19 protein-coding genes and 1 riboswitch are annotated in these 21,588 nt (G+C 63.9%); of the genes, 13 read left to right on the top strand and 6 right to left on the bottom strand.

Annotated features, from left to right (window positions below):
* Window positions 1–142: 142 nt before the first annotated feature.
* The 6 genes from ACZ6YA_RS21440 (at window position 143) to ACZ6YA_RS21415 (ending at window position 6,242) form a co-directional block, all read left to right on the top strand.
* Window positions 143–1,309 carry an acetyltransferase domain-containing protein gene (locus tag ACZ6YA_RS21440; protein WP_465899222.1) on the top strand — a complete coding sequence of 389 codons (1,167 nt, stop codon included), beginning with the start codon at window positions 143–145 and terminating at the stop codon, window positions 1,307–1,309.
* Between the two features lie 28 nt (window positions 1,310–1,337).
* Window positions 1,338–1,534, top strand: a riboswitch (cobalamin riboswitch).
* Between the two features lie 110 nt (window positions 1,535–1,644).
* Window positions 1,645–2,655: an ABC transporter substrate-binding protein gene (locus tag ACZ6YA_RS21435; RefSeq protein WP_465899220.1), complete on the top strand. Its 1,011-nt coding sequence runs from the start codon at window positions 1,645–1,647 to the stop codon at window positions 2,653–2,655.
* Window positions 2,655–3,671, top strand: coding sequence for a FecCD family ABC transporter permease (locus ACZ6YA_RS21430; RefSeq protein ID WP_465899218.1), 1,017 nt, complete (start codon window positions 2,655–2,657; stop codon window positions 3,669–3,671). The genes ACZ6YA_RS21435 and ACZ6YA_RS21430 overlap by 1 nt, the downstream gene beginning before the upstream one ends.
* A complete protein-coding gene (locus tag ACZ6YA_RS21425) occupies window positions 3,668–4,456 on the top strand; it encodes an ABC transporter ATP-binding protein (protein ID WP_465899216.1) in 789 nt (262 codons plus the stop codon). The genes ACZ6YA_RS21430 and ACZ6YA_RS21425 overlap by 4 nt, the downstream gene beginning before the upstream one ends.
* A 17-nt stretch (window positions 4,457–4,473) precedes the next feature.
* Window positions 4,474–4,908 carry a pseudoazurin gene (locus tag ACZ6YA_RS21420; RefSeq protein ID WP_465899215.1) on the top strand — a complete coding sequence of 145 codons (435 nt, stop codon included), beginning with the start codon at window positions 4,474–4,476 and terminating at the stop codon, window positions 4,906–4,908.
* Window positions 4,905–6,242 (top strand): OprD family porin, encoded by a 1,338-nt coding sequence (locus ACZ6YA_RS21415; protein WP_465899213.1) that lies wholly within the window; start codon window positions 4,905–4,907, stop codon window positions 6,240–6,242. The genes ACZ6YA_RS21420 and ACZ6YA_RS21415 overlap by 4 nt, the downstream gene beginning before the upstream one ends.
* Before the next feature lie 126 nt (window positions 6,243–6,368).
* Here the strand turns inward: ACZ6YA_RS21415 and ACZ6YA_RS21410 are convergent, their stop codons facing one another.
* Window positions 6,369–6,671: a hypothetical protein gene (locus tag ACZ6YA_RS21410; RefSeq protein WP_465899211.1), complete on the bottom strand. Its 303-nt coding sequence runs from the start codon at window positions 6,669–6,671 to the stop codon at window positions 6,369–6,371.
* Between the two features lie 105 nt (window positions 6,672–6,776).
* The gene (locus ACZ6YA_RS21405) at window positions 6,777–7,277 is read right to left on the bottom strand and encodes a GNAT family N-acetyltransferase (RefSeq protein ID WP_465899209.1); all 501 of its coding nucleotides are present in this window, start codon (window positions 7,275–7,277) and stop codon (window positions 6,777–6,779) included.
* 130 nt (window positions 7,278–7,407) lie between these two features.
* On the opposite strand from ACZ6YA_RS21405, the gene ACZ6YA_RS21400 reads away from it, so the two are divergent.
* The 6 genes from ACZ6YA_RS21400 (at window position 7,408) to ACZ6YA_RS21375 (ending at window position 13,538) form a co-directional block, all read left to right on the top strand.
* A complete protein-coding gene (locus tag ACZ6YA_RS21400) occupies window positions 7,408–7,887 on the top strand; it encodes a hypothetical protein (RefSeq protein WP_465899207.1) in 480 nt (159 codons plus the stop codon).
* A 63-nt stretch (window positions 7,888–7,950) separates the two neighbouring features.
* Complete coding sequence (locus ACZ6YA_RS21395; RefSeq protein ID WP_465899206.1) at window positions 7,951–8,964, top strand: UV damage endonuclease UvsE; 1,014 nt, start codon at window positions 7,951–7,953, stop codon at window positions 8,962–8,964.
* Window positions 8,965–9,078: 114 nt separating this feature from the next.
* A complete protein-coding gene (locus ACZ6YA_RS21390; RefSeq protein ID WP_465899204.1) occupies window positions 9,079–9,855 on the top strand; it encodes a ParA family protein in 777 nt (258 codons plus the stop codon).
* 77 nt (window positions 9,856–9,932) lie between these two features.
* On the top strand, window positions 9,933–10,343 hold the full coding sequence (locus ACZ6YA_RS21385) for a DUF2946 family protein (RefSeq protein WP_465899203.1): 411 nt from the start codon (window positions 9,933–9,935) through the stop codon (window positions 10,341–10,343).
* Between the two features lie 62 nt (window positions 10,344–10,405).
* Window positions 10,406–12,556, top strand: a complete 2,151-nt coding sequence (locus ACZ6YA_RS21380; protein WP_465899201.1) for a TonB-dependent receptor — start codon at window positions 10,406–10,408, stop codon at window positions 12,554–12,556.
* A 223-nt stretch (window positions 12,557–12,779) separates the two neighbouring features.
* On the top strand, window positions 12,780–13,538 hold the full coding sequence (locus tag ACZ6YA_RS21375) for a hypothetical protein (RefSeq protein WP_465899199.1): 759 nt from the start codon (window positions 12,780–12,782) through the stop codon (window positions 13,536–13,538).
* A gap of 27 nt (window positions 13,539–13,565) precedes the next feature.
* Here the strand turns inward: ACZ6YA_RS21375 and ACZ6YA_RS21370 are convergent, their stop codons facing one another.
* Window positions 13,566–14,294: a class I SAM-dependent methyltransferase gene (locus tag ACZ6YA_RS21370; protein ID WP_465899197.1), complete on the bottom strand. Its 729-nt coding sequence runs from the start codon at window positions 14,292–14,294 to the stop codon at window positions 13,566–13,568.
* 243 nt (window positions 14,295–14,537) lie between these two features.
* Between ACZ6YA_RS21370 and ACZ6YA_RS21365 the strand changes: the two genes are divergently transcribed.
* Window positions 14,538–15,875, top strand: a complete 1,338-nt coding sequence (locus ACZ6YA_RS21365) for an MFS transporter (protein ID WP_465899195.1) — start codon at window positions 14,538–14,540, stop codon at window positions 15,873–15,875.
* 124 nt (window positions 15,876–15,999) lie between these two features.
* Here the strand turns inward: ACZ6YA_RS21365 and ACZ6YA_RS21360 are convergent, their stop codons facing one another.
* The 3 genes from ACZ6YA_RS21360 to ACZ6YA_RS21350 are packed head-to-tail and all read right to left on the bottom strand — an operon-like array spanning window position 16,000 to window position 21,581.
* A complete protein-coding gene (locus ACZ6YA_RS21360; RefSeq protein WP_465899193.1) occupies window positions 16,000–19,146 on the bottom strand; it encodes an efflux RND transporter permease subunit in 3,147 nt (1,048 codons plus the stop codon).
* 16 nt (window positions 19,147–19,162) lie between these two features.
* On the bottom strand, window positions 19,163–20,359 hold the full coding sequence (locus ACZ6YA_RS21355; protein ID WP_465899191.1) for an efflux RND transporter periplasmic adaptor subunit: 1,197 nt from the start codon (window positions 20,357–20,359) through the stop codon (window positions 19,163–19,165).
* Window positions 20,352–21,581 (bottom strand): TolC family protein, encoded by a 1,230-nt coding sequence (locus ACZ6YA_RS21350; RefSeq protein ID WP_465899244.1) that lies wholly within the window; start codon window positions 21,579–21,581, stop codon window positions 20,352–20,354. The genes ACZ6YA_RS21355 and ACZ6YA_RS21350 overlap by 8 nt, the downstream gene beginning before the upstream one ends.
* Between the last annotated feature and the right edge of the window lie 7 nt (window positions 21,582–21,588).

Genomic DNA, 21,588 nt, shown 5'->3' with positions numbered 1-21,588 from the left:
CGAGACAGTGGAGATCCTGTGGGAGCGGGCTTGCCCGCGAAAGGGCCAATATGAACAACACAAAAACAACTTTCATACTCAAATGAAATAGTTATAAGATAACGTTTCATTTGACATTCATTCCTGCCTGCGACCCTCTTCCATGACAAGCGCCGCCGCCACCCCCACCCTGCTCACCCAGCGCCTGCAGAGCATCGACGCCTTGCGCGGCCTGGTGATCCTGTTCATGCTGCTCGATCACGTTCGCGAGACGTTCTTCCTGCACCGCCAGGTCAGCGACCCGATGACCATCGACGCCACCGACCCGACACTGTTCGCCAGCCGCACCCTGGCCCACCTGTGCGCACCGGTGTTCGTGCTGCTGACCGGCCTGTCGGCCTGGCTGTACGGCGAGAAGTACCAGGGCCGCAGCGATGTCTCGGCGTTCCTGTTCAAGCGCGGCCTGTTCCTGGTGGTGCTGGAGTTCACCCTGGTCAATTTCGCCTGGACCTTCCAGCTGCCGCCCAGCGTGATCTACCTGCAAGTGATCTGGGCCATCGGCGTGAGCATGATCGCCCTGTCACTGCTGGTGTGGTTGCCACGCCCTGCCCTGCTGGCCGTTGGTGCCGCGATCATCGCTGGCCACAATTTGCTCGATGGCCTGCACTTCGGCGTGGAGTCGGCCATGCATGTGCCGTGGGCGATCCTGCATGACCGTGGCTGGCTGGAGTTTTCCGATAGCCTGCGCCTGCGTACTTCCTACCCGGTATTGCCTTGGATCGGCGTCATTGCCCTGGGCTATGGCCTTGGCCCATGGTTTGCCCGCGGCACAGATGCGCAGAAACGCCAGAATCGACTGCTGCTGGGGGGCGTGATCGCCCTGCTGGGCTTCGTCGTACTGCGCATGCTCAACGGCTATGGCGAGGCGCCGTGGAGCGGCTACCCAACCTTCACGCAGACGCTGATGAGCTTCTTCAACATCACCAAATACCCGCCTTCACTGCTGTTCCTTACCCTGACCCTGAGCTGCGGCCTGCTGTTGCTGCGGGCCTTCGAACGCGCCGGGCAGGCACGCTGGATCAGCGCCCTGGCGGTGTTTGGCGCGGCGCCGATGTTCTTCTACCTGCTGCACCTGTACGTACTGAAACTGCTGTACCTGGCCAGCGTCGCCCTGTTCGGTCTGAATCACGGTGACTACTTCGGCTTCGATGGTATCGGCGCGGTATGGCTGAGCGCGGTGCTGCTGGCGCTGGCGCTGTACCTGCCGGTGCAATGGTTCGCCCGGCTCAAGGCGCGCCGTCGCGACATTACCTGGCTCAAGTACTTCTGATTTAGCGTTTTCACCCGGCGCCTGATGGTCTACCATGCGGGCCGCCGGTTTCCACCACGGAAATAATAGGGAATCCCAGGCCGCCCAGGCGCGCCAAAGGGAACTGCCCCCGCAACTGTAAGTGCCGAGTTCGCTCCATCGATGCCACTGGATGACTGATCCGGGAAGGCTGGAGCCGGACGACGACGCACCAGTCAGGAGACCTGCCGGCCAACATTCACCAACCGGCGGGGTGTCCGGGATTGGCCATCAGTGTTGCCCCTGCGCCCTGCAGGGGCTCGGCGATGCCTGTCCGTGCGTTCTTCCGTGAACTGTCCGATAGGAGATCGCCCCGCATGCTGCCTCGTTTCTTCACCTTGCTCGCCGGCCTGAGCCTCACCGGTGTGGCCCAGGCCGCCGCCACCCACTACCCGCTGACCGTGGACAACTGCGGCGCGCCGCAAACCTTCGCCCACGCCCCCGAGCGTGCGGTGACCATCGGCCAGGCCGGTACCGAGATGCTCTATGCGTTGGGCCTGGGCGAAAAGCTGGCCGGCACGTCATTGTGGTTCAACAACGTGCTGCCCGAGTACAAGGCACTGAACGACAAGGTGCCGCGCCTGGCCGACAACGACCCAAGCTTCGAAGCGGTGGTCGGCAAGCGTCCGCAGTTGGTGGCCGTGCAGTTCGAATGGATGGTCGGCGCCCAGGGCGTGGTTGCGACCCGCGAACAATTCACCGAACTGAAGATCCCCACCTACCTGCTGCCCTCGGATTGCGAAGGCAAGGACAACCTGGTCGGTGCCGACGGCACGCGCCTGCAGGCCTTCCAGGTCGACAGCATCTATAAAAGCGTCAGCCAGCTGGCTGAAATCTTCGACGTACAGGACCGTGGCGCCGCGCTGAACGCCGATCTCGAAGCCCGCCTGGACGCTGCCAAGCAGCAATTGGCCGGCAAGGACCTGAGCAATACCTCAGCGCTGTTCTGGTTCTCCAGCGCCGACCTGGACATCGACCCCTACGTCGCCGGCCAGCAGGGTGTCGCCGACTTCATGCTGCGTACCCTGGGCGTGCGCAATGTGGTCAAGTCCACCGAAGAATGGCCGACCGTGGGTTGGGAAACCCTCGCCAAGGCCAACCCGACCTGGCTGATCATCGCCCGCATGGACCGCCGCCGCTTCCCGGCCGACGACTACCAGAAGAAGCTCGAATTCCTCCACAGCGACCCGGTCACCCAGCACATGGATGCGGTGAAGAACAACCGCATCATCATCCTCGACGCCGACGCCATGCAGGCCGGCATCCGCCTGTTCCGTGGCCTGCAGACCCTGTCGACGGCCTTCGCCAGCGGTAAAGCGGCCCAGTGATGAAGCGACTGCTGCCCTGCACCGCCCTGGCCCTGGTCGCCCTGCTCGCCGCCTTGCTGGCAGGCACCGCGATTGGCGAAACCACGGTGTCGCTGCGCGTGGTTTTCCAGGTACTGGCCAATCACCTTTGGCAGGCCGGTTACCCGGTCGACCCGATCGACGCTGGCATCATCTGGAACTACCGCCTGACCCGCACCTTGGTCGCCGCGGCCTGCGGCGCGGGGCTGGCGACCTGCGGGGTGATCCTGCAGGCGCTGCTGCGCAATCCACTGGCGGAACCTTACTTGCTGGGCCTCTCGGCCGGGGCCTCGACCGGCGCCGTGCTGGTCGGCCTGCTGGGCTTGGGTAGCGCGGCGTTGAGCATGTCTGGCGGCGCCTTCGTCGGTGCCCTGGCGGCTTTCGGTCTGGTGCTGGTGCTGGCCCGCGCGGCCGGCCCGAGCAGCAACAACGCCCAGGTAATCCTGGCAGGCATCGCCGGTTCGCAACTGTTCAACGCCCTGACCGCCTTCCTCATCACCAAGTCGGCCACCGCCGAGCAGGCGCGCGGCATTCTGTTCTGGCTGCTGGGCAACCTCAGCGGCGTGCGTTGGCCGTCGGTGTGGCTGGCAGTGGCGGTGGCGCTGTTCGGGCTGGCGGTGTGCCTGTGGCACCGCCGTACGCTGGACGCCTTCACCTTCGGCGCCGATTCGGCGGCATCGTTGGGCATCCCGGTGCGCCGCAGCCAGTTGCTGCTGATCAGCTGTGCGGCGTTGGTGACGGCGGTGATGGTGTCCATCGTCGGCGCCATTGGTTTCGTCGGGCTGGTCATTCCACATGCCTTGCGTCTGTTGTTGGGGCCCGCCCATAGCCGCCTGCTGCCGGCCAGTGCCCTGGGCGGTGCGTTGTTCCTGATCGCTGCCGACATGCTGTCGCGCACGCTGATCCCCGGGCAGGTGATTCCCGTCGGTGTCGTCACGGCATTGATCGGCGCCCCCGTGTTCGCGCTAATTCTGGTTAGCCGCAGGGGGCGCGCATGACAGCCATGACAACCCTGCACGTTGCCCCGCTGGCCTGCCAGGGGCTAAGCCTGCAACTGTCGGGCAACCCTGTGCTGCGCGGTATCGACCTGATGGTCATCACAGGCGAAACCCTCGGCATCGTCGGGCCTAACGGCTCGGGCAAATCCTCGCTGCTGAAACTTCTGGCCGGGTTGCGCACGCCGCATAGCGGCAACGTGCAGCTGCTCGGCGAACCTCTCGCACGCCTGCCACGCCGACGTATCGCCCAAGCCTTGGCATTGGTCGAACAACAGGCCGACACCCTCGACGCGATCAGCGTATTCGACGCCGTAGCCCTCGGCCGCACGCCGTGGTTGTCGGCCCTGGCACCGTTTTCCAAAGACGACCACGCCATCGTCGAGCAGGCCCTGGCCGACCTCGATGCCGCGCACCTGCGCACGCGCATCTGGGGTTCGCTGTCCGGCGGTGAACGCCAACGCGTACACATCGCCCGTGCCTTGGCCCAGCGCCCACAAGTGCTGCTGCTGGACGAGCCGACCAACCACCTCGATATCCAGCACCAGCTGAGCCTGCTGCAGCAGGTGCAGGCGCTGCCGGTGACCACCCTGGTGGCCTTGCACGACCTGAACCAGGCGCTCACCTGCGACCGCGTGGCGGTGCTCGATCAAGGCCGCCTGGTTGCGCTCGGCAAGCCGCTGGAAGTCCTCACTCCCGAACGCCTGCTGAGCACCTTCGGCGTGCACGCCCGCTACCTCACCGACCCCTTCGACGGCGCGCGCATCCTGCGCTTTCGCGCCCCTTGAACCAGGAAGTTCCCGTCATGCTGTTGCGCTCCACCGCCCTGCTGCTCGCCAGCGCCCTGCTGCCCTTTGCCGCCCTGGCCGAAGTGCATGAAGTGAAGATGCTCAACCGCGGCACGGCGGGCGCCATGGTCTACGAACCGGATCACTTGCGCATCGCAGCGGGCGATACCGTGCGCTTCGTGCCGACCCAGAGCGGCCACAACGCGGCCAGCGTGCCTGGGTTGCTGCCAAACGGCGCCGAGGTGTTCAAGAGCAAACTGAACCAGCCGTACGAGCACACCTTCACGGTGCCAGGGCTGTACGGCATCCAGTGCATTCCGCACCTGGCGATGGGCATGGTGATGCTGATCCAGGTGGGCGAAACCGGTTCGACCGCACTACCTTCAGCGTTGCCGGCACGGGCGCAAGCGCGCTTCGCGGCGCAACTGCAGCAACTGGAGGCCGGGCAATGAGTCGTCTGCTGCTGGCCCTGCCGCTGCTGAGCCTCGCCCCCTTGGCGATGGCCGAGTCGGCGCAGTCGCAAAGCAATGGCCTGCTCGAAGACAGCACCTGGAGCATCCTCAACCGCACGGTGTTCGACCAACGTGACTACAAACACGGTGGGCGCAACAGCGCTGCGCGCAATGCCTACAAACCGCGCAGCGAACGCAATGGCCTGGCGGAGGAATGGGCCTACGGCCTGATGGGTACTTTCCAGTCCGGCTTCACCCAGGGGCCGATCGGAGTGGGCGTGGATGCCCACGCCTATCTTGGCGTACAGCTCGACAGTGGTGGCGGTCGTGCCGGCAAGGCCCGTTTGCTCGGGGTGGATAACGACGGTCATCCGAAGAACGAATACAGCCGCGGTGGCGCGGCGTTGAAGCTGCGCCTGTCCAACACCGTGCTGTCTTATGGTGAACAGCGGGTAAAAACACCGGTGTTCAGTTCGTCCGATAGCCGCCTGCTACCTGAAACAGCGACGGGGTTCTTCCTCACCAGCAACGAAATCGACAAGGTCAAGCTGGTGGCCGGGCACTTCAACGAAAGCACAGACCGCAACGCGTCGAGCCACGACCAGGGCTTCGTGGTGAACTACTCCAACGGCCGCCAGGGCACCACCTTCGACCTCGCCGGCGTGGTGTGGAACCCCAGCGCCGCCTTCAGTGGCAGCCTGTACTCCTCCCGCTACGAGGACACCTGGAACCAGCACTACCTCGGCAGCACGATCACCCACGCCCTGGACGACCGCCGCAGCCTGAGCCTGGACCTCAACCTGTACCGCACCACCGACACTGGCAAGGCCCTGTCCGGGCGTATCGACAACACCACCTGGAGCCTGGTATCGCGTTACAGCCAAGGCCCGCACAGTTTCAGCCTCGGCTGGCAGCAGGTGGATGGCAACACCCCGTTCGACTACGTGACGCGTGGCGCGATCTTTATTGCCAACGCCGTGCAGATGTCCGACTTCAATGCGCCGAACGAGAAGTCCTGGCAGGCGCGGTATGACTTGAACATGGGCGCGTATGGCGTGCCGGGGCTGAACCTGACGGCGTTGTATGTGCGCGGGTTCGATATTGATGGGACGCATGTGGACCCCACTGGTGGGTATGCGTACCTGGGGTATGGCAAGGATGGCAAGCATTGGGAGCGGGACCTTGAGGCGCGGTATGTGGTGCAGAGCGGCAAGGCCAAGGGGACCACGTTCTCGATCAGGCATAACGTGCATCGCGGGGATACGGCGCAGGCGGAGCTGGATGGGGATCAGATCCGGTTGGCGGTGGAGTGGCCGTTGACGGGCGGTTTTTGAAGCTAAATAAAACCTGTGGGAGCGGCTTCAGCCGCGAACACCGGCGAAGCCGGTGCCATCCACCGTGTCGCCAGCTTCGCGGCTGAAGCCGCTCCTACAGCTCAATTCAGGCCAGGCACTTAAGTACTAAGCCACCCCCCACTCCCGCCGTTCCTGATCACTCATCGCCGCCACCACATCAGCAAAGGTATCGTTGAATTCCGAACTGACATTCCTATGCTCCTGATAGTTGGTCAGCAGATACCGCTTCACCGTCCTCGGCCACTTGCGCTCGTGGTGCGCCGCATTGATGATGCCCTTGGCATCGTGGTAGGACGACTTGGGCCATAACTCGCTTAATCGCCGTTCAAAATCGCCGAAGCTCCAGCTGTCGGTTCGGCACTCGAACTCATCGAGCAGTTGCAGTTTGTACAGTGCAAGATGGGCCATGTGGATTCCTTCTTCGTCATCGCCAAAGACCCGAAGGTAAGGAAATGGTCGGCTGTTGGAAATGAACAGGGTGTCCAGGCTAGCGGCTGAACAACTGGAAAATTCCTACGCCACCGGCCACTGCTCCATGTGCGTAGTGCGCCACACAGGATCATCTTCAATATCGGTCACCACGAACCCCTGCCGTTCCCAAAACCGGATCGCCCCAGGCAGAAAAGGGTGCGTGTGTAGGTACAGGCATTCGGTGCCGGCCCCCACGGCATGTTCACGCAACGCTGCAAACAGTGCAGCGGCCAAGCCGTGGCGGCGGTATTCGGGAAGCACGAACAGGCGCACGATTTCGACTACACGCTTGCCGTGGTAATCGAGTTGGCAAAAGCGATGGTCGTACGGCAGGTAACCGATGGCAGCGACTAATCGGCCTTGATCACGGGCTTCGAGAAAGTGCCCTTCGCCATCCAGATAGGTTGCCTCGAAATGGCTCAGGTCTTTGGGCAACGGCGAGTTGGCGAGCAAGGGGAAAAGCGCACGGCGGGCGCTGTCGACGAAGTCTACGACTTCGGCCACGGCCTCACGGCGGGGCGATTGGATGATCCAGTTCGGCATGGGGCTGTCAGCATGGCGTAGGCAAAGGTGCCCCTACCCTACAGCACATTTCTTAGTGCTGGTATGGCTCGCGGGCATCGGCCCGACCTCGCTATAATCCCCACCTGAATCGCGCGCCCAAGGCCACCCCATGCCCCGCATCCCGAAGTTGCTGCTGCCCCTGCTGTTCACCGCCGCCCTCACCGCCTGCGACCAGAAGCCCAGCCGCGAAGAGCAGATCCTGGCCAACCTGCCGTTGCAGGAAGCCTACGAGCACAACATCGAACGCATGGCATCGCTGCTCACCCGCACTCACCCACAACTGGCCGAAGACACCATCCGTGGCGTCCTGCGCAAGCACCTCACGGTCGAGGACCAGCGCCAGGACCTGTTCAAGCTCTATAGCGAGAAGAACTTCAGCGACACCGAGTTCGCCACCATCGTCGAGGTCACCCGCGACCCGGCCAAGGCCAAGGCACTGGAAGAGACCGAAGACGGGCAACGCTTGAGTGAAAAACTCACCCGGCTGATGCGCGAGACCGCGCGCGATGAAAAGGCCCAGGCGTTGGCCAAGCAACGTCTGCAACAGGTGGAAGACGAGCTGAACGTACTGGAAAGCGCCGGATCCTGACGTTTGATTGATCGTTCGGTTGCATGCGCAGTCCAACGCTCATACCCGCTCCCGGAGACCACCATGCCCCGCCTGGGCTTTGCCTGCATGTACCGCCACCCGCACCGCAGCCTGTCGATCAAGGCGCTGGAAACCATCGAGCGTACGTTCAACCCGCGTACCACGACGCTGCGCTGGTTGTCCGGGGCAAGCTCGGAAGCGGCCCGCGCCAAGCTCTTCGAGTTGGTACAGCACAACCTCGATGCCCAGTTACGTCTGCTGGGGTATGTTGCCGAGCTTCCCGCCATGCTGCGCATGGTGCGCCTGAGCAGCGACCTGCTGCCGCTGTACAGCCACCCCAGCGTTGCGCCTGTCTACCAAGACAGCGAATTCCAGGCGCTGATGATCAAAGGCTTTTCGGCCATAGGTGATTTCGCCCGCAACACGGACATCCGCCTGTCCATGCATCCCGGTCAGTACTGCGTGCTCGGTTCAGACCGTCCTGACGTGGTGGAAAACAGCCTGGCCGAGTTCGAGTACCACGCCGACATGATCCGCATGATGGGGTTCGGCCAACGCTTCCAGGACTTCAAGTGCAATATCCACATCGCCGGGCGCCTGGGCGCGCCAGGCATTCGCCACGTGTGGCCAAGGCTTTCGCAAGTGGCGCGCAATGTGATCACGTTCGAAAACGACGAAAAGACCTACGGCGTCGATGACTGCCTGTCGTTGGCAGACCTGGCGCCGGTAGTGCTGGATATCCACCATTGCTGGATCCACGAAAGCGACTACATTGATCCGAACGACCCTCGCGTCGACAGGGTCATCGACAGTTGGCGCGATGTACGCCCGACCATGCATTACTCGCAGCCCCCTGAGCATCTTCAGACCCTGGGTTTCGATGCCGAAGCCAAGCTGACCATCCCCGCCCTGCTGGAAAAAGTGAACAAGCGCGACCTGTACGCGCACAGCGCACAGATGTGGAACGACTGGACCAACCGCTATGCGCTACAGTTCAGCGACCGCTTCGACATCATGTTCGAGGCCAAGGACAAGAACCTCGCCACGCTAAATTTTTACGAGCGCTACATCAAATAGCCGTGCTAGAGGGCTAGAAAGCAGTTTGTAACAAGCCTTGTCATAAAACTGTCGTCTTTCGGTCATAGGATTGACCCCAACCTGACATTTCCCTTCTTCATGGATGAGCGTCTCATGCGTCGTGTGGTTTTCAATCAGAAAGGTGGCGTCGGCAAATCGAGCATCGCGTGCAACCTGGCCGCAGCCAGTGCCGCCGAGGGCTATCGCACGCTGCTGGTCGACCTCGATCCCCAGGCCAATGCCACCTACTACCTCACCGGCCTGACCCACGACGCCATCCCCGCCGGCATCGCCGATTTCTTCCGCCAGACCTTGTCGCCGGTTACCGCCTCGGGCAAGAAGCACCGCGTGGCCATCACCGAAACCCGCTACAGCAACCTGCACCTGATCACCGCCAGCCCCGACCTCAGCGACCTGCAGAGCAAGCTGGAGAGCAAGTTCAAGATCAACAAGCTGCGCAAGCTGCTGGTGGAGCTGGGCGAGGACTACGAGCGGATCTATATCGATACCCCGCCTGCGCTCAATTTCTACACTTTCAGCGCACTGGTGGCCGCGCAACGCCTGCTGATCCCGTACGACTGCGACAGCTTCTCGCGCCAGGCGCTGCACTGTGTGATGGCCGAGGTCGAGGAGCTGCGCCAGGACCATAACCCGGCGCTGCAGGTGGAAGGTGTAGTGGTGAACCAGTTCGCCGGACGCACTGCGTTGCACCAGACCCTGGTCGATCAGTTGCGCGCCGAGGGCATGCCGGTGCTGCCGGTGTACCTGAGCAGCTCGATCAAGATGCGCGAATCGCACCAGGCGTCGGTGCCCTTGGTGCACCTGGCGCCAAAGCACAAACTGGCCCTGGAGTTCGTCAACCTGCTGGATGCGCTGGAACGCGCCGCCTGACCTGCGACAACCTGTCGCGCTGCACGTAGGCCGAGCGCGACTACCCTACCGTTCATCCGGGTGATAGATTCGCCGGCATGAAAATCACCCGGCACACTCGCTCGCTGACTGCCTGGACGCTCTATGCCAGCGTCCTGTTCAGCCTGTTGCTGTGCGGTTTGCATCATGGCCAGATGGGCGGCCTGCGCCTGGCCGGCTTGGAAGGTGGTTTTTGCTCGATCAACAGTGAGCACGGTGTGGCCATCGACCTGGATGGCGCCGGCGGCGACCAGCACATGGCCCAGCTCGACTGCCCAGTGTGTTCATCGTTCGGCCTGGCGGTGCCGCTCAGCAGCGGCGGCTGGTCCTTCGCTACCTCGAACACCATTGCCACCTCACCGATCGTCGTGCGCAGCTGGGCGCAACCGCCCCCACGTTATCAACGCCCTGCCCTCAACCCCCGCGCCTCCCCCGTCGCCTTCCCCGCAGCTGCCGATCATTTCGCCTGACCCGGCGCGCCTGCCTGCGTGCGCGTGGTCAGCCATGACCTTTGCGTGGAAGACATAACAACATGCTCCGCAATACCTCTCTGGTGCTCCTGATGAGCGCCTGCACTTACGCCTGGGCGGACGACACCGCCGTTGAACTCACCGCCACCACCATCGACGGCCAGCGCGAGGCGCCTTCTGGCGTGCAGCTGGACGAGCCGATCCGCACCGGCTCGCGCTTGGGCCTGACCGCCCGCGAAACACCCGCGTCGGTGAGCGTTTCCGACCGCCGCGTCATCGAGGAACGCGGTGCCAAGGACAGCCAGGACGTGATCAACGCCATGACCGGCGTGAACGCCTCGGCCAACCCCGGCTATGGCGGTTTCGTCAGCTACCGCGGCTTCACCCAGAACCAGGTGACCCAGCTATACAACGGCATCAACCTTGGCTACAGCAGCGCTACCCGGCCGATCGACGCCTGGGTGCTGGACCGGGTCGAGCTGATTGGCGGGCCGTCCTCGTTCCTGCATGGCGCAGGCGCGGTCGGTGGCTCGATCAACTACATCACCAAGCTCGCCAGCCGCGATCAGCAAATCCTCGACGGGCGCATCCGCTATGGCAGCTTCGACGATTCGGAAGTGGCCTTCGGCATCAACCAGGCCCTGGCCAGTAATCCGGCCGACGCTCGCCACTTCATGCGCCTGGATTACAGCCACGGCCGGGGCAACGGCTACATCGACCGCAATGAACGCCAAACCGACAGCCTGGCGTTCTCGCTGCTGAGCGACCTGGCGCCAGGCTTCACCCACACCCTGGCGTTGGAGTACCAGGAAGACACCGAGGACAGCCCCTACTGGGGCTCGCCGATCCTGCCTGGGCGCAGCACCATGAAGATCGACAACAGCCGCCGCTTCGAAAACTACAACGTCGCCGACGGTCGATACGAGCAGCGCGTGCGCTGGTTGCGCTCGATCCTCGACTACCAGATCAGCGACAGCACCAGCGTGCAGAACACCCTCTACCACTACAACGCTCAGCGCGATTACCGCAACGTCGAGCGCTACAGCTACACCAGCGACGGCAAGGTGCTGCGCGCCAGCCCCTACCTGCAACGTCACGACCAGAACGTACTGGGCGACCGCATCGAACTGCGCCACGACAACCGGCTGTTCGGCCTGGCCAGCCAGTGGTCGCTGGGCCTGGACAATTCGCGCATGCGCCAGACGTTGTACCCGACTTCGGGCAGCTGGAACGATGTGGTCGACCCTGACCACTTCGATCCCGGCAGCTTCGACGACATTCCGGGCGTGAACGCCGGCCTGACCAAGCAGCGCCGCCATGAGGTGACCAACCGCGCCGTGTTCGCCGAAAACCGTCTGCAGCTTACCGATCGACTGGCCCTTCTGACGGCATTACGTTACGACTACCTGGACATGCAGGTCACCAACTACGGCGCCGTCACGCCCACCTCCCCCGCCTATTTCCAACGGCGCTGGGAACCGCTGTCGGGGCGCATCGGCCTGACCTATGAGTTGACTTCGTCAGCCAGCCTCTACGCGCAATACAGCAGCTCCGCCGACTTGCCCGCCGGCTCGCTGGCCGCGGCGACCTACTCCAACGTTGGCCTCTTCGACCTGTCCAAAGGCGAGCAATGGGAAGTCGGCAGCAAGTTCGACTTCCTCGAAGGTCGCGGCGCAGCGACCGTGGCGCTGTACCAGATCGTGCGCAAGGACTTTGCCGTGCGCGATTCGAACAACCCCAACCTGACGGTGCAAGCCGGCCAGCAGACCTCGCGCGGCATCGAGCTATCGGGGCGCATGCAGGTCACCTCTAAGCTGTTGGCCGAGGCCAACTATGCCTATGTCGATGCCGAGTACGATGAGTTCAATGAGGCGGTCAACGGCGTATCGGTGTCGCGTAAGGGCAATGCACCGGTTAATGTGCCGGCCAATGTCGCTAACCTGTGGCTGACCTACAGCTTTACTCCGGCGTGGTCGGCGGGGGTGGACGGGCGTTATGTGGGGTCGGTGTATGCGGATAACGCCAACACACTGAAGGCGCCGGCCTATGCCCTGTTCGGCGCCTTCGCTCGCTACCGACTGGACAAACACACCACAGTCACCGGGCGGGTACGCAACCTGACGGACGAGGTGTACGCCAAGCAGGCGTATGGGTTGCAGTACTACATGGGTGCGCCGAGGACGTTTGAGGTAGCGGTGGATATGCGCTTCTGATCGCTGACTGTGCCGGCCCTTTCGCGGGCAAGCCCGCTCCCACGGATACCGAGTTGCTCGCAAACTTGTGGGAGCGAGCTTGCCCCGCGAAGAGGCCGGCACAGTCGACAGAAATTCCCTACCCTTTAACCGTCCAAATCCCAAGCCACATTCAGTGATAATCTGCGCTCATCACAACTGCCGGTACATGAAGCCCCGGCTACAGCTTATCAAGGAAGTCGACGTGTTCAAATCGCTGTCCCCCGCTCTCTTTGCCACTGCTTTCATCGCCCTGGCCGGCTGCCAGTCAGCGCCCGTTGCGAAGGAGGATGAACAAGCGCGTCAAACCTTCATCAACGACATGCAACGAACGCTTATACACAGCATGGCAACAGCCGATACGGGCGAGCAGATCGGTGCGGTGCTGCTCGAAGTCAAACTGGACCAGCAATCTGCTCCAACCAGCTGCAAGGCCGTGCGCGCGCCAGTCAAATACCAGATGGCGCTACCGGCCGGTGTCATGGCAACGGACATCAATGCCCTGACCCGCATGGTTGAAGCGCAATGCTGGAAAACCATCTATCCCGTAGCGCCCGCCGCAGTTCGCGAAGCAGACGGCACCGTGGAAGTGCTCGCGCCGCTGTACATCGTGCTACCGCGCGCAGAGCAGGCGCCCGACACCCTGCGACGCAAGGCGTATGCTCAACGCGACTTTTTCTGGCAGCACCTGCTGCGCGATCAGCCGGTGACCAGCATCGGCACCGCATCGCTGTATTACCAGGCCAACGCCCAAGGCAAGGTCGAAGGCTGCCTGGTGCAGTTGTACCCACATCCACTGCGCAAAGATGCCTTCAAACTCGATGGCAACCTGCAAGCGCAATTGAATAGCCGCTGCATGGCACTGGACCTGAGCAAGCTGCCCGGCTTCAATGTCGATGCGCAGGGCCTGGCGACGGGCTACAGCGAAATGAACTACGCCCCGTGGCGGGTCCACCGGCCCTGAGCTTAGGTTGACGCTACCGCGCCCAGTTCAGCGTCGCGCTGATACCAGCAGCAGCATCGGCCGCTCCAGCTCTTCAGCCAGTGCCGGCAGCGCCGCGATCTGCTCGGGCGTGGGCGCGAATTCATCGACCCGGCTGATCTGCAGGCCCGCCTCGATCAAGGTATTGAGCGTGGTAGCCAGGGTGCGGTGATGTTTGAGCACACCTTTGGCGAACCAGTCGGTGCGCCGTTCGCCTTCCACTGAGTATCCATTGACCGGCCAGCTCAGACGGCCGTGCGCGTCCTTGGCCCACTGCGGTTGCGCAGCAGCCATATAGATCGGGTGCTCGATAGTAAATACCAGGCGGCCGCCGGGTGCCAATGACTGTGCCAGGGTCGCGACAAGACGGGCGAAGTCTTCGACATAGTGGAAGGTAAGTGCGCTATAGGCCAGATCATAGGCAGCGGCTGGCAACTGCAGGCTGTCGAGATCGGCGATGCGGTACTCGATGGCCGGGTCGCAGGTATCGCGGCGGGCACGTTCGATCATGTTCTGCGACAGGTCCAGGGCCAGCACCGACGCGGCACCCTGCTCACGCATCCAGCGCGAGGCCCAACCGAAGCCGCAGCCCAGGTCGACCACACGTTTGTCGCGCAGGTCGGGAAGCATGGCGCGGATTGCCGGCCACTCCGGCGCACCGTCAAGGCCCATCATCTGCCGGGGGAGCTGGCTGTAGCCAGCGAAGAAGGCGGGGTTGTCGTAGATGTTCTGGGCCATGGATAGGCTCCTGCGAAAGACGGTAGACCCAGACTTTAATCCATTGCCTCGGTCGACGGCGTTATCTCTGGGAGCGGGTATGCCCGCGAAGCGGCCGACGTGGTCAAAACAGATATCTCAGTGTCGCCCTCGACGAAGCATCCGCTCACCCACACCGGTCTACTGCCGGTAACAACAACGATGATGCGGCCCCGACCGCCTCACTTTCCTCCAGGCTGCCTTTGGAAACCGGAGCGTTCCCACATGTCCGCAACTTATGAGGTATCTCCCGCCACCCTGCGCCGGGTCATCGCCGCCTCGGCCATCGGCAACTTCGTCGAATGGTTCGACTTTGCCGTCTACGGTTTTCTCGCCACTCTCATCGCCAGCCAGTTCTTTGCCAGCGGTGATCCTAGCGTGGCCTTGCTAAAGACCTTTGCAGTGTTCGCTGTGGCCTTCGCCTTGCGGCCACTGGGCGGTATCGTATTCGGCGCGCTGGGTGACCGGCTCGGGCGCAAACGCATCCTGTCGCTGACCATCCTGTTGATGGCCGGCTCCACCACGCTGATCGGCCTGCTGCCGACCTACGCCAGCATTGGCCTCGCCGCCCCGGCGCTGCTGACCCTGGCGCGCTGCCTGCAGGGGTTCTCGGCCGGTGGAGAATATGCCGGAGCCTGTGCCTACCTGATGGAACATGCGCCGCGCAACAGGCGTGCCTTCTACGGCAGCTTCGTGCCGGTTTCGACCTTCTCGGCCTTCGCCTGCGCGGCAGTGATCGCCTACGGCCTGGAAGCGAGCCTGTCGGCCGAGGCGATGGCGGCCTGGGGCTGGCGCATCCCGTTCCTGATCGCGGCGCCGTTGGGCCTGGTGGGGCTGTACCTGCGCTGGCGCATGGAAGAAACACCGGCGTTCCGTCAAGCCATCGCCCAGGGCAAGGTGCATGAGCATTCACCGCTCAAGGACACCCTGCGCAACCATGGACGGGCCATTCGCAACCTGGGGGCGTTCATCTCGCTCACGGCGCTGTCGTTCTACATGTTCACCACCTACTTCGCCACCTACCTGCAACTGGTCGGCAACCTGACCCGCGCGCAGTCGCTGCTGGTGACCACCGTGGCGCTGCTGTTCGCTGCCATCGGTTGCCCGCTGGCCGGAGCGTTTTCGGATCGGGTCGGGCGGCGCAAGACCATTGGGTTTACCTGCCTTTGGGTGATGGTCTGCGTGTTCCCGGCCTATTGGCTGGCCAGTTCCGGCTCGATGTCCGGCGCGCTGTTGGGGGTGATCCTGTTGGCGGTGGGGGCGTTGTGCAGTGGGGTGGTGACGGCGGCGCTGCTGTCGGAGAGTTTCCCGACCCGTACGCGCTATACAGCGTCGGCGATTACCTACAACGTGGCCTACACCCTGTTTGGCGGTACTGCGCCGTTGGTGGCGACCTGGCTGATCGGACAGACCGGCAGCAGCCTGGCGCCGGCGTTTTACCTGGTGGTGATTGCCTTGGTGGCGTTGGTCGGGGGGTTGGCGTTGCCGGAGACTTCGCGGATTTCGTTGCATGAAGAACCAGCTGGGGATTCTGGGCAGCAGGCCGCACGCAGCACCGTTTGAGTTTTCTGGGCCGCTGTGGGCGCGGCTTTAGCCGCGAACACCGGCTAAGCCGGTGCCATCCAGCGCGTCGTTTGCTTCGCGGCTGAAGCCCCTCCCACAGGTTATGCAGTCCAGAAAAACACTCTCAACCTTCGTCAGCCTCCTCCCGCCGATACGCCCACTGATACAGCGCTGGCAACACCAGCAAGGTCAGCGCCGTCGATGACAGAATCCCACCAATCACCACGGTGGCCAGCGGCCGTTGCACCTCAGCCCCGGTACCCGTGGCCAGCGCCATCGGGATAAACCCGAGCGATGCCACTAACGCGGTCATCAGCACCGGCCGCAATCGCGTCAACGCACCTTCCTCAACTGCCACGCGCAGGCTGCGCCCTTCTTCGCGCAAGCTGCGGATGAAGGCAATCATCACCAACCCGTTGAGCACCGCAACACCGGAAAGCGCGATAAAGCCCACCCCCGCCGAAATCGACAAGGGAATGTCCCGCAGCCACAGCGCCAGCACGCCACCGGTCAAGGCAAAGGGAATACCGGTGAATACCAGCAGGCCATCCCTGAGGTTGTTGAACATCATCAGCAGCAAGCCCATCACCAGCAGCAACGCCACCGGCACCACCACCTGTAGGCGCTCGGCCGCCGACTGCAGCTGTTCGAACTGGCCACCCCAACGGGTCCAGTAACCTGGCGGCACCTGCACTTGTTGCAGCAGGGTCTGCTCGGCTTCTTTGACGAACGAGCCCAGGTCACGCCCGCGCACGTTGGCACTGACCACCACCACGCGTTTGCCGTCTTCTCGGCTCACTTGGTTCGGCCCCAGTTGCAGGTTCAGTGTCGCGACCTGCGAAAGGGGGATAAACCCGATCTGGGCAGCGCCGCCTGCCGCGTTCGCCGGCACCGGAATCAGCAGACTGGACAAGCCATCGACATCGGTGCGCAAGGTTTCGGCAAGGCGCACCACCATGTCGAAGCGGCGATCGCCTTCGTACAGCGTGCCTGCCGTGCGCCCGCCCACGGCAATGGCAATGGCGTCCTGCACATCGCCCACGTTCAGGCCATGGCGGGCGGCCTTGTCGCGGTCGATGTCGATGGTCAGCACCGGCAGGCCAGTGGTCTGCTCGACCTTCACTTCCGAAGCGCCCGGCACCTGCTGCAGGCTGCTGGCGATTTGCGCGGCGGTGCGGTTGAGCACGTCCATGTCGTCACCGAACACCTTTACCGCCACGTCGCTGCGCACGCCGGAGATCAGCTCGTTGAAGCGCAGCTGGATCGGCTGCGACATCTCGTAGTTGCTGCCTGGCACGCTGGCGGCGGCGCGTTGCACCTCGGCGATCAGTGCCTCGCGCGGCTTGTCCGGGTCTGCCCATTGCTCGCGCGGGTGCAGCATCACGTAGGCATCGGAGATGTTCGGCGGCATCGGGTCGGAGGCGATCTCGGCAGTGCCAGTGCGGGCGAACACCCGCTGCACTTCGGGCACCTTGGCGATGATCGCCCGCTCCAGGCGCTGCTGCATGTCCACCGACTGCGACAGGCTGGTACCCGGCACGCGCAAGGCCTGCAAGGCAAAGTCACCCTCGCTGAGGCTGGGGATGAACTCGCTGCCCATGCGGCTGGCCATACCTGCCGACAACAGCACCAGCAGCGTTGCGCCTGCAAAGGCAAGCCTATGGCGGCGCAGTACCCAGGCCAGCACCGGGGCATAGCGCTTGCGCGCGGTGCGCATCACCACGCCCTCTTCCTCCTTGACCTTGCCGGTGACGAACAGCGCAATGGCCGCCGGCACGAAGGTCACCGAGAGGATCATGGCACCGAGCAACGCCATCACCACAGTAAAGGCCATGGGGTGGAACATCTTGCCCTCGACCCCGGTCAGGGCAAAGATCGGCAGGTACACCACCATGATGATCAATTGGCCATAGATCAACGGCCGGCGAGCTTCGCGGGCGGCGGCGAAGACCTCGTGGAAGCGCTCGGCGCGGGTCAGCATGCGGCCATGGCGCTGCTGGGCGTGGGCCAGGCGGCGGATGGCGTTCTCGACGATCACCACGGCGCCGTCGACGATGATGCCGAAGTCCAACGCACCGAGGCTCATGAGGTTGGCACTGACTTTGTTGCTGAACATACCGGTGAAGGTGAACAGCATCGACAGCGGTATCACCATGGCCGTGATCAACGCGGCGCGGATATTGCCCAGGAACAGGAACAGGACGGCGATCACCAGAATCGCGCCCTCGATCAGGTTCTTCTTGACCGTGGCGATGGCCTTCTCGACCAAATGGGTACGGTCATACACCGTCACCGCGACCACACCCTTGGGCAGGTTGCGGTTGATTTCGACGAGCTTGGCCGCAACGGCCTGGGACACCGTGCGGCTGTTTTCGCCGATCAGCATGAACACCGTGCCCAGCACCACTTCGCGGCCGTTATCGGTGGCCGCGCCAGAGCGCAGTTCTTGGCCCAAGCCGACCTGGGCGACATGGCTGACGCGGATCGGCGTACCATCGGCGCTGGAGATGACGATATTGGCGATATCCTCAGCCGACGCCAACTGCCCCGGTGCGCGGATCAGCAGCTGCTCACCGTTGCGCTCGACATAACCCGCGCCGACGTTGGCGTTGTTGCGTTCCAGGGCCGCGATCAGGTCGTTGAGGGTAAGCTTGTAGGCCGCCAGGCGTTTGGGCTCAGGGGCAATGAGGTACTGCTTGGCGTGGCCGCCGATGCTGTTGACTTCAGCCACCCCCGGCACATTGCGCAGCTGCGGCTTGATGATCCAGTCCTGGATCACCCGCAAGTCGGTGGCGGTGTACGGCGTGCCGTCGTCCTTGAGCGCGCCCTCCTGCGCTTCGACCGTCCACAGGAAGATCTCGCCAAGGCCCGTGGAGATCGGCCCCATGCCGGCCTCGATACCGTCGGGCAATTGCGCGCGGGCCACCTGCAGACGTTCGTTGACCAGTTGCCGGGCAAAGAAGAGATCAGTGCCATCGTCGAAGATTACCGTCACCTGGGACAGGCCCGAGCGCGACAACGAGCGGGTCTGCTTTAGTCCCGGCAGGCCAGCCATGGCCGTTTCGATGGCGAAGGTGATGCGCTGCTCGGTTTCCAGTGGTGAGTAACCAGGGGCGGCGGTGTTGATCTGCACCTGGACGTTGGTGATGTCGGGCACTGCGTCGATGGGCAGCTTCTGGTAACTGTGGACACCCACGGCGGCCATCAGCACCACGGCGAGCATCACCACCAGGCGCTGCTCGATGGCGAATTGGATCAGGCGTTCGAACATGCAAGCGTCCCCGTGATCAATGACTGTGCTCGGCGGAGCCCTTGCCGAGCTCCGATTTGAGGACGAAGCTGCCAGCAGCAGCCACTTGGGCTCCAGCGGCCAGGCCTTCGGTAATTTCCACCTGGCCCGCATCACGCCGGCCCGCCTTCACCGGGCGTGCCTCGAAGCCTTCTTCGGTACGGGCGAACACCACGGTCTGGTCTTCCCAGGTCTGCAGGGCGCTTTCGGGCACCACCACGGCGGCGTTGAAGTGCTCGACACTGACCGCGATGTTGACGAACAGCCCAGGGCGCCAGGCGCCGTTGGGGTTGGCCAGGGTGGCGCGGACGGTGGCAGCGCGGTTCTGCTCGCCCAGCAGGCTGCCGACATAATTGACCTTGCCCTCGACCTCGGCATCCAGGTCCGGAGCACTGACGGTGACGCTGCGCCCGGTGGTGACCTTGGCCAGATCGCGCGGGGCCACGGCGAACGTGGCCCAGACCCGGCTCAGGTCAGAGAGGGTGAATGCATTGCTGGTCTCACTCACCACTTCGCCCACCGTCAGGTGCTTTTCCACCACCACCGCGTCGAACGGCGCCCGCAGTTCGTAACGGTTGCCCGCACCAGCCGGGCCGACCGCGGCGACCTTCTGCCGGGCATTGGCCAAGGCGATTTCAGCCTCCTGCAGGGCCTGGCGGGCCTGCTGGTAGTCCTGTTCGGCACTGATGCGTTCCTGCCACAACTGCTGCTCGCGCTGGAAGGTCAGGCGCGCCAGTTCGAGGCGGCGCTGGGCCGCCTGCTGCTCGCTGCGCAGGTCGGAAATCTGCTGGCTGGCGATCACCGCCAGAACCTGGCCGCGCTTGACCGCCTGGCCGAGGTCGGCGTGCACCGCCTCGACCACACCGGGTACGCGCGGCACCACGTGCGCGGTGCGGTCTTCATCGAACCGGATCTCTCCGGGGAAGCTGATGGCGGTGCCCAGCTCGCGCGGCGCGGCGGTGGCCAGCTGGATGCCGGCGGCCTTGATCTGGTCAGCGGTCAGGTGCAACTGGCCTTCTTCCTGTTCGTGCCCATCACCGCCTGCTTCACCGTGGCTGTGGCCGCCCTCACCATGCTCGTCGTGATGCACCTCACCACTGCTGGCCTGGCCAAGGTTGCCGGTCCAGGCCAAGCCGCCGAGGCCGAGCACGGCGATGGCGGCAGCCAGGAGGGCTAACTTGCGGGGATTATTCATGGGTGCTCCTGCTGCTCGATAATGGGTTCAAACCGTCAAGGTCGCCGTAGAGGCGCTCGACTTGCGCGCGGGCATCGGTCGCCGTGGCCAGTGCGTCGAGGTAAAGCCCGCGCGCCTCGATCAGCGTGCGCTGGGCATCGAGGACATCGAGGAAGGCGAACTTGCCCATCTCGAAACCACGGGTGGCGGTATCTACGGCCTGCTGCGCCGACGGCAGGATGGCGCGGTCATAGGCATCCACCTCCTGCATTGCCGTGCGCCATTGGTTGACGGCGCTGCGGGTTTCGCTGCGCAGGCGCAATTCGACGGCATTGCGCAGGTCACGTGCCTGGTCGGCGCGGCGTGCCGCAACCAGCACGTTGCCCTGGTTGCGGTCGAACAGCGGAAGGGGCATGGACAGGCCCACCACGTTGACCCGTTCGCGGTCCTCGCGGCTGTACTGGCTGCCGACACTGACGGTCAGGTTGGGAATGCGCTGGGCTTTCTCCGAGCCCAACGAGGCCTCGCCGCGCTCGATCTGGGCGGCTGCCAGACGCCAGTCGGCGGTGTGTTCGATCTTGTCGAGCAGGGCATCGGTAGCGGGCGCCGCGCCTGGTGACAGCTCGCCAGAAGGCAGTCGGTCAAATGTCGCCAAAGGGCTACCGGTCAACCGTGCCAAGGTTTGGTGAGCCACCACCTGCTGGGTTTCGGCGCGACGCACTTCGGCTTGCGCCTGGGCCAGTTGCACCTGGGCGCGGGTGGCCTCCACCGGGGACGACTGGCCCGCGCTGACGCGCCCTTGTGCCACGCGCAAGCCGCGCTCGGTCAGCGCCTGCGACTGCTGCGCCAGTTCCACTGCAGTCTGCGCGCGCAGGGCGGCGTGGAAAGCCTGAACCACATCGGCGCGCAAGGCATTGCGTTGGCGCTCCAGTTCGAGCTGGGCGATGACCTGGCCACCGCCCGCGACGGCGATGCGGGCAGCGCGCTTGCCACCCAACTCCAAGGGTTGACTGAGGGTGACGGTGGTGGTGCTGGTGTCGCGGCGAGTGTCCTCGACTTCCCAGGACAGTTCAGGATTGGGGATCAGCCCGGCCTGGCGGCGCTCGCCCTCGGCAATGCCGATCTCGCGGCCGGCGGCCGCCAGTTCGGGATTGTTGGCAAAGGCAGCGGCGAGCGCTTCGGGCAGGCTTGGGCCCTGCTCAGCCTGGGCACTGGCGCTGGCCGCCAGCAACAGGCAGAGCATGACGATC

Source organism: Pseudomonas sp. NPDC090752, from assembly GCF_055584805.1.
The sequence above is the reverse complement of the archived record's forward strand: the minus strand, read 5'-3'. Positions and strand labels throughout refer to the sequence as shown.

What these genes read in the sequence shown, in the direction of transcription:
- ACZ6YA_RS21400 (WP_465899207.1), top strand. Translation starts at nt 7,408, where the DNA reads ATGCCCCGCATCCCGAAGTTGCTGCTGCCCCTGCTGTTCACCGCCGCC.
- ACZ6YA_RS21425 (WP_465899216.1), top strand. Translation starts at nt 3,668, where the DNA reads ATGACAGCCATGACAACCCTGCACGTTGCCCCGCTGGCCTGCCAGGGG.
- ACZ6YA_RS21395 (WP_465899206.1), top strand. Translation starts at nt 7,951, where the DNA reads ATGCCCCGCCTGGGCTTTGCCTGCATGTACCGCCACCCGCACCGCAGC.
- ACZ6YA_RS21385 (WP_465899203.1), top strand. Translation starts at nt 9,933, where the DNA reads ATGAAAATCACCCGGCACACTCGCTCGCTGACTGCCTGGACGCTCTAT.
- ACZ6YA_RS21410 (WP_465899211.1), bottom strand. Translation starts at nt 6,671, where the DNA reads ATGGCCCATCTTGCACTGTACAAACTGCAACTGCTCGATGAGTTCGAG.
- ACZ6YA_RS21380 (WP_465899201.1), top strand. Translation starts at nt 10,406, where the DNA reads ATGCTCCGCAATACCTCTCTGGTGCTCCTGATGAGCGCCTGCACTTAC.
- ACZ6YA_RS21440 (WP_465899222.1), top strand. Translation starts at nt 143, where the DNA reads ATGACAAGCGCCGCCGCCACCCCCACCCTGCTCACCCAGCGCCTGCAG.
- ACZ6YA_RS21350 (WP_465899244.1), bottom strand. Translation starts at nt 21,581, where the DNA reads ATGCTCTGCCTGTTGCTGGCGGCCAGCGCCAGTGCCCAGGCTGAGCAG.
- ACZ6YA_RS21430 (WP_465899218.1), top strand. Translation starts at nt 2,655, where the DNA reads ATGAAGCGACTGCTGCCCTGCACCGCCCTGGCCCTGGTCGCCCTGCTC.
- ACZ6YA_RS21415 (WP_465899213.1), top strand. Translation starts at nt 4,905, where the DNA reads ATGAGTCGTCTGCTGCTGGCCCTGCCGCTGCTGAGCCTCGCCCCCTTG.
- ACZ6YA_RS21370 (WP_465899197.1), bottom strand. Translation starts at nt 14,294, where the DNA reads ATGGCCCAGAACATCTACGACAACCCCGCCTTCTTCGCTGGCTACAGC.
- ACZ6YA_RS21355 (WP_465899191.1), bottom strand. Translation starts at nt 20,359, where the DNA reads ATGAATAATCCCCGCAAGTTAGCCCTCCTGGCTGCCGCCATCGCCGTG.
- ACZ6YA_RS21435 (WP_465899220.1), top strand. Translation starts at nt 1,645, where the DNA reads ATGCTGCCTCGTTTCTTCACCTTGCTCGCCGGCCTGAGCCTCACCGGT.
- ACZ6YA_RS21405 (WP_465899209.1), bottom strand. Translation starts at nt 7,277, where the DNA reads ATGCCGAACTGGATCATCCAATCGCCCCGCCGTGAGGCCGTGGCCGAA.
- ACZ6YA_RS21360 (WP_465899193.1), bottom strand. Translation starts at nt 19,146, where the DNA reads ATGTTCGAACGCCTGATCCAATTCGCCATCGAGCAGCGCCTGGTGGTG.
- ACZ6YA_RS21365 (WP_465899195.1), top strand. Translation starts at nt 14,538, where the DNA reads ATGTCCGCAACTTATGAGGTATCTCCCGCCACCCTGCGCCGGGTCATC.
- ACZ6YA_RS21420 (WP_465899215.1), top strand. Translation starts at nt 4,474, where the DNA reads ATGCTGTTGCGCTCCACCGCCCTGCTGCTCGCCAGCGCCCTGCTGCCC.
- ACZ6YA_RS21390 (WP_465899204.1), top strand. Translation starts at nt 9,079, where the DNA reads ATGCGTCGTGTGGTTTTCAATCAGAAAGGTGGCGTCGGCAAATCGAGC.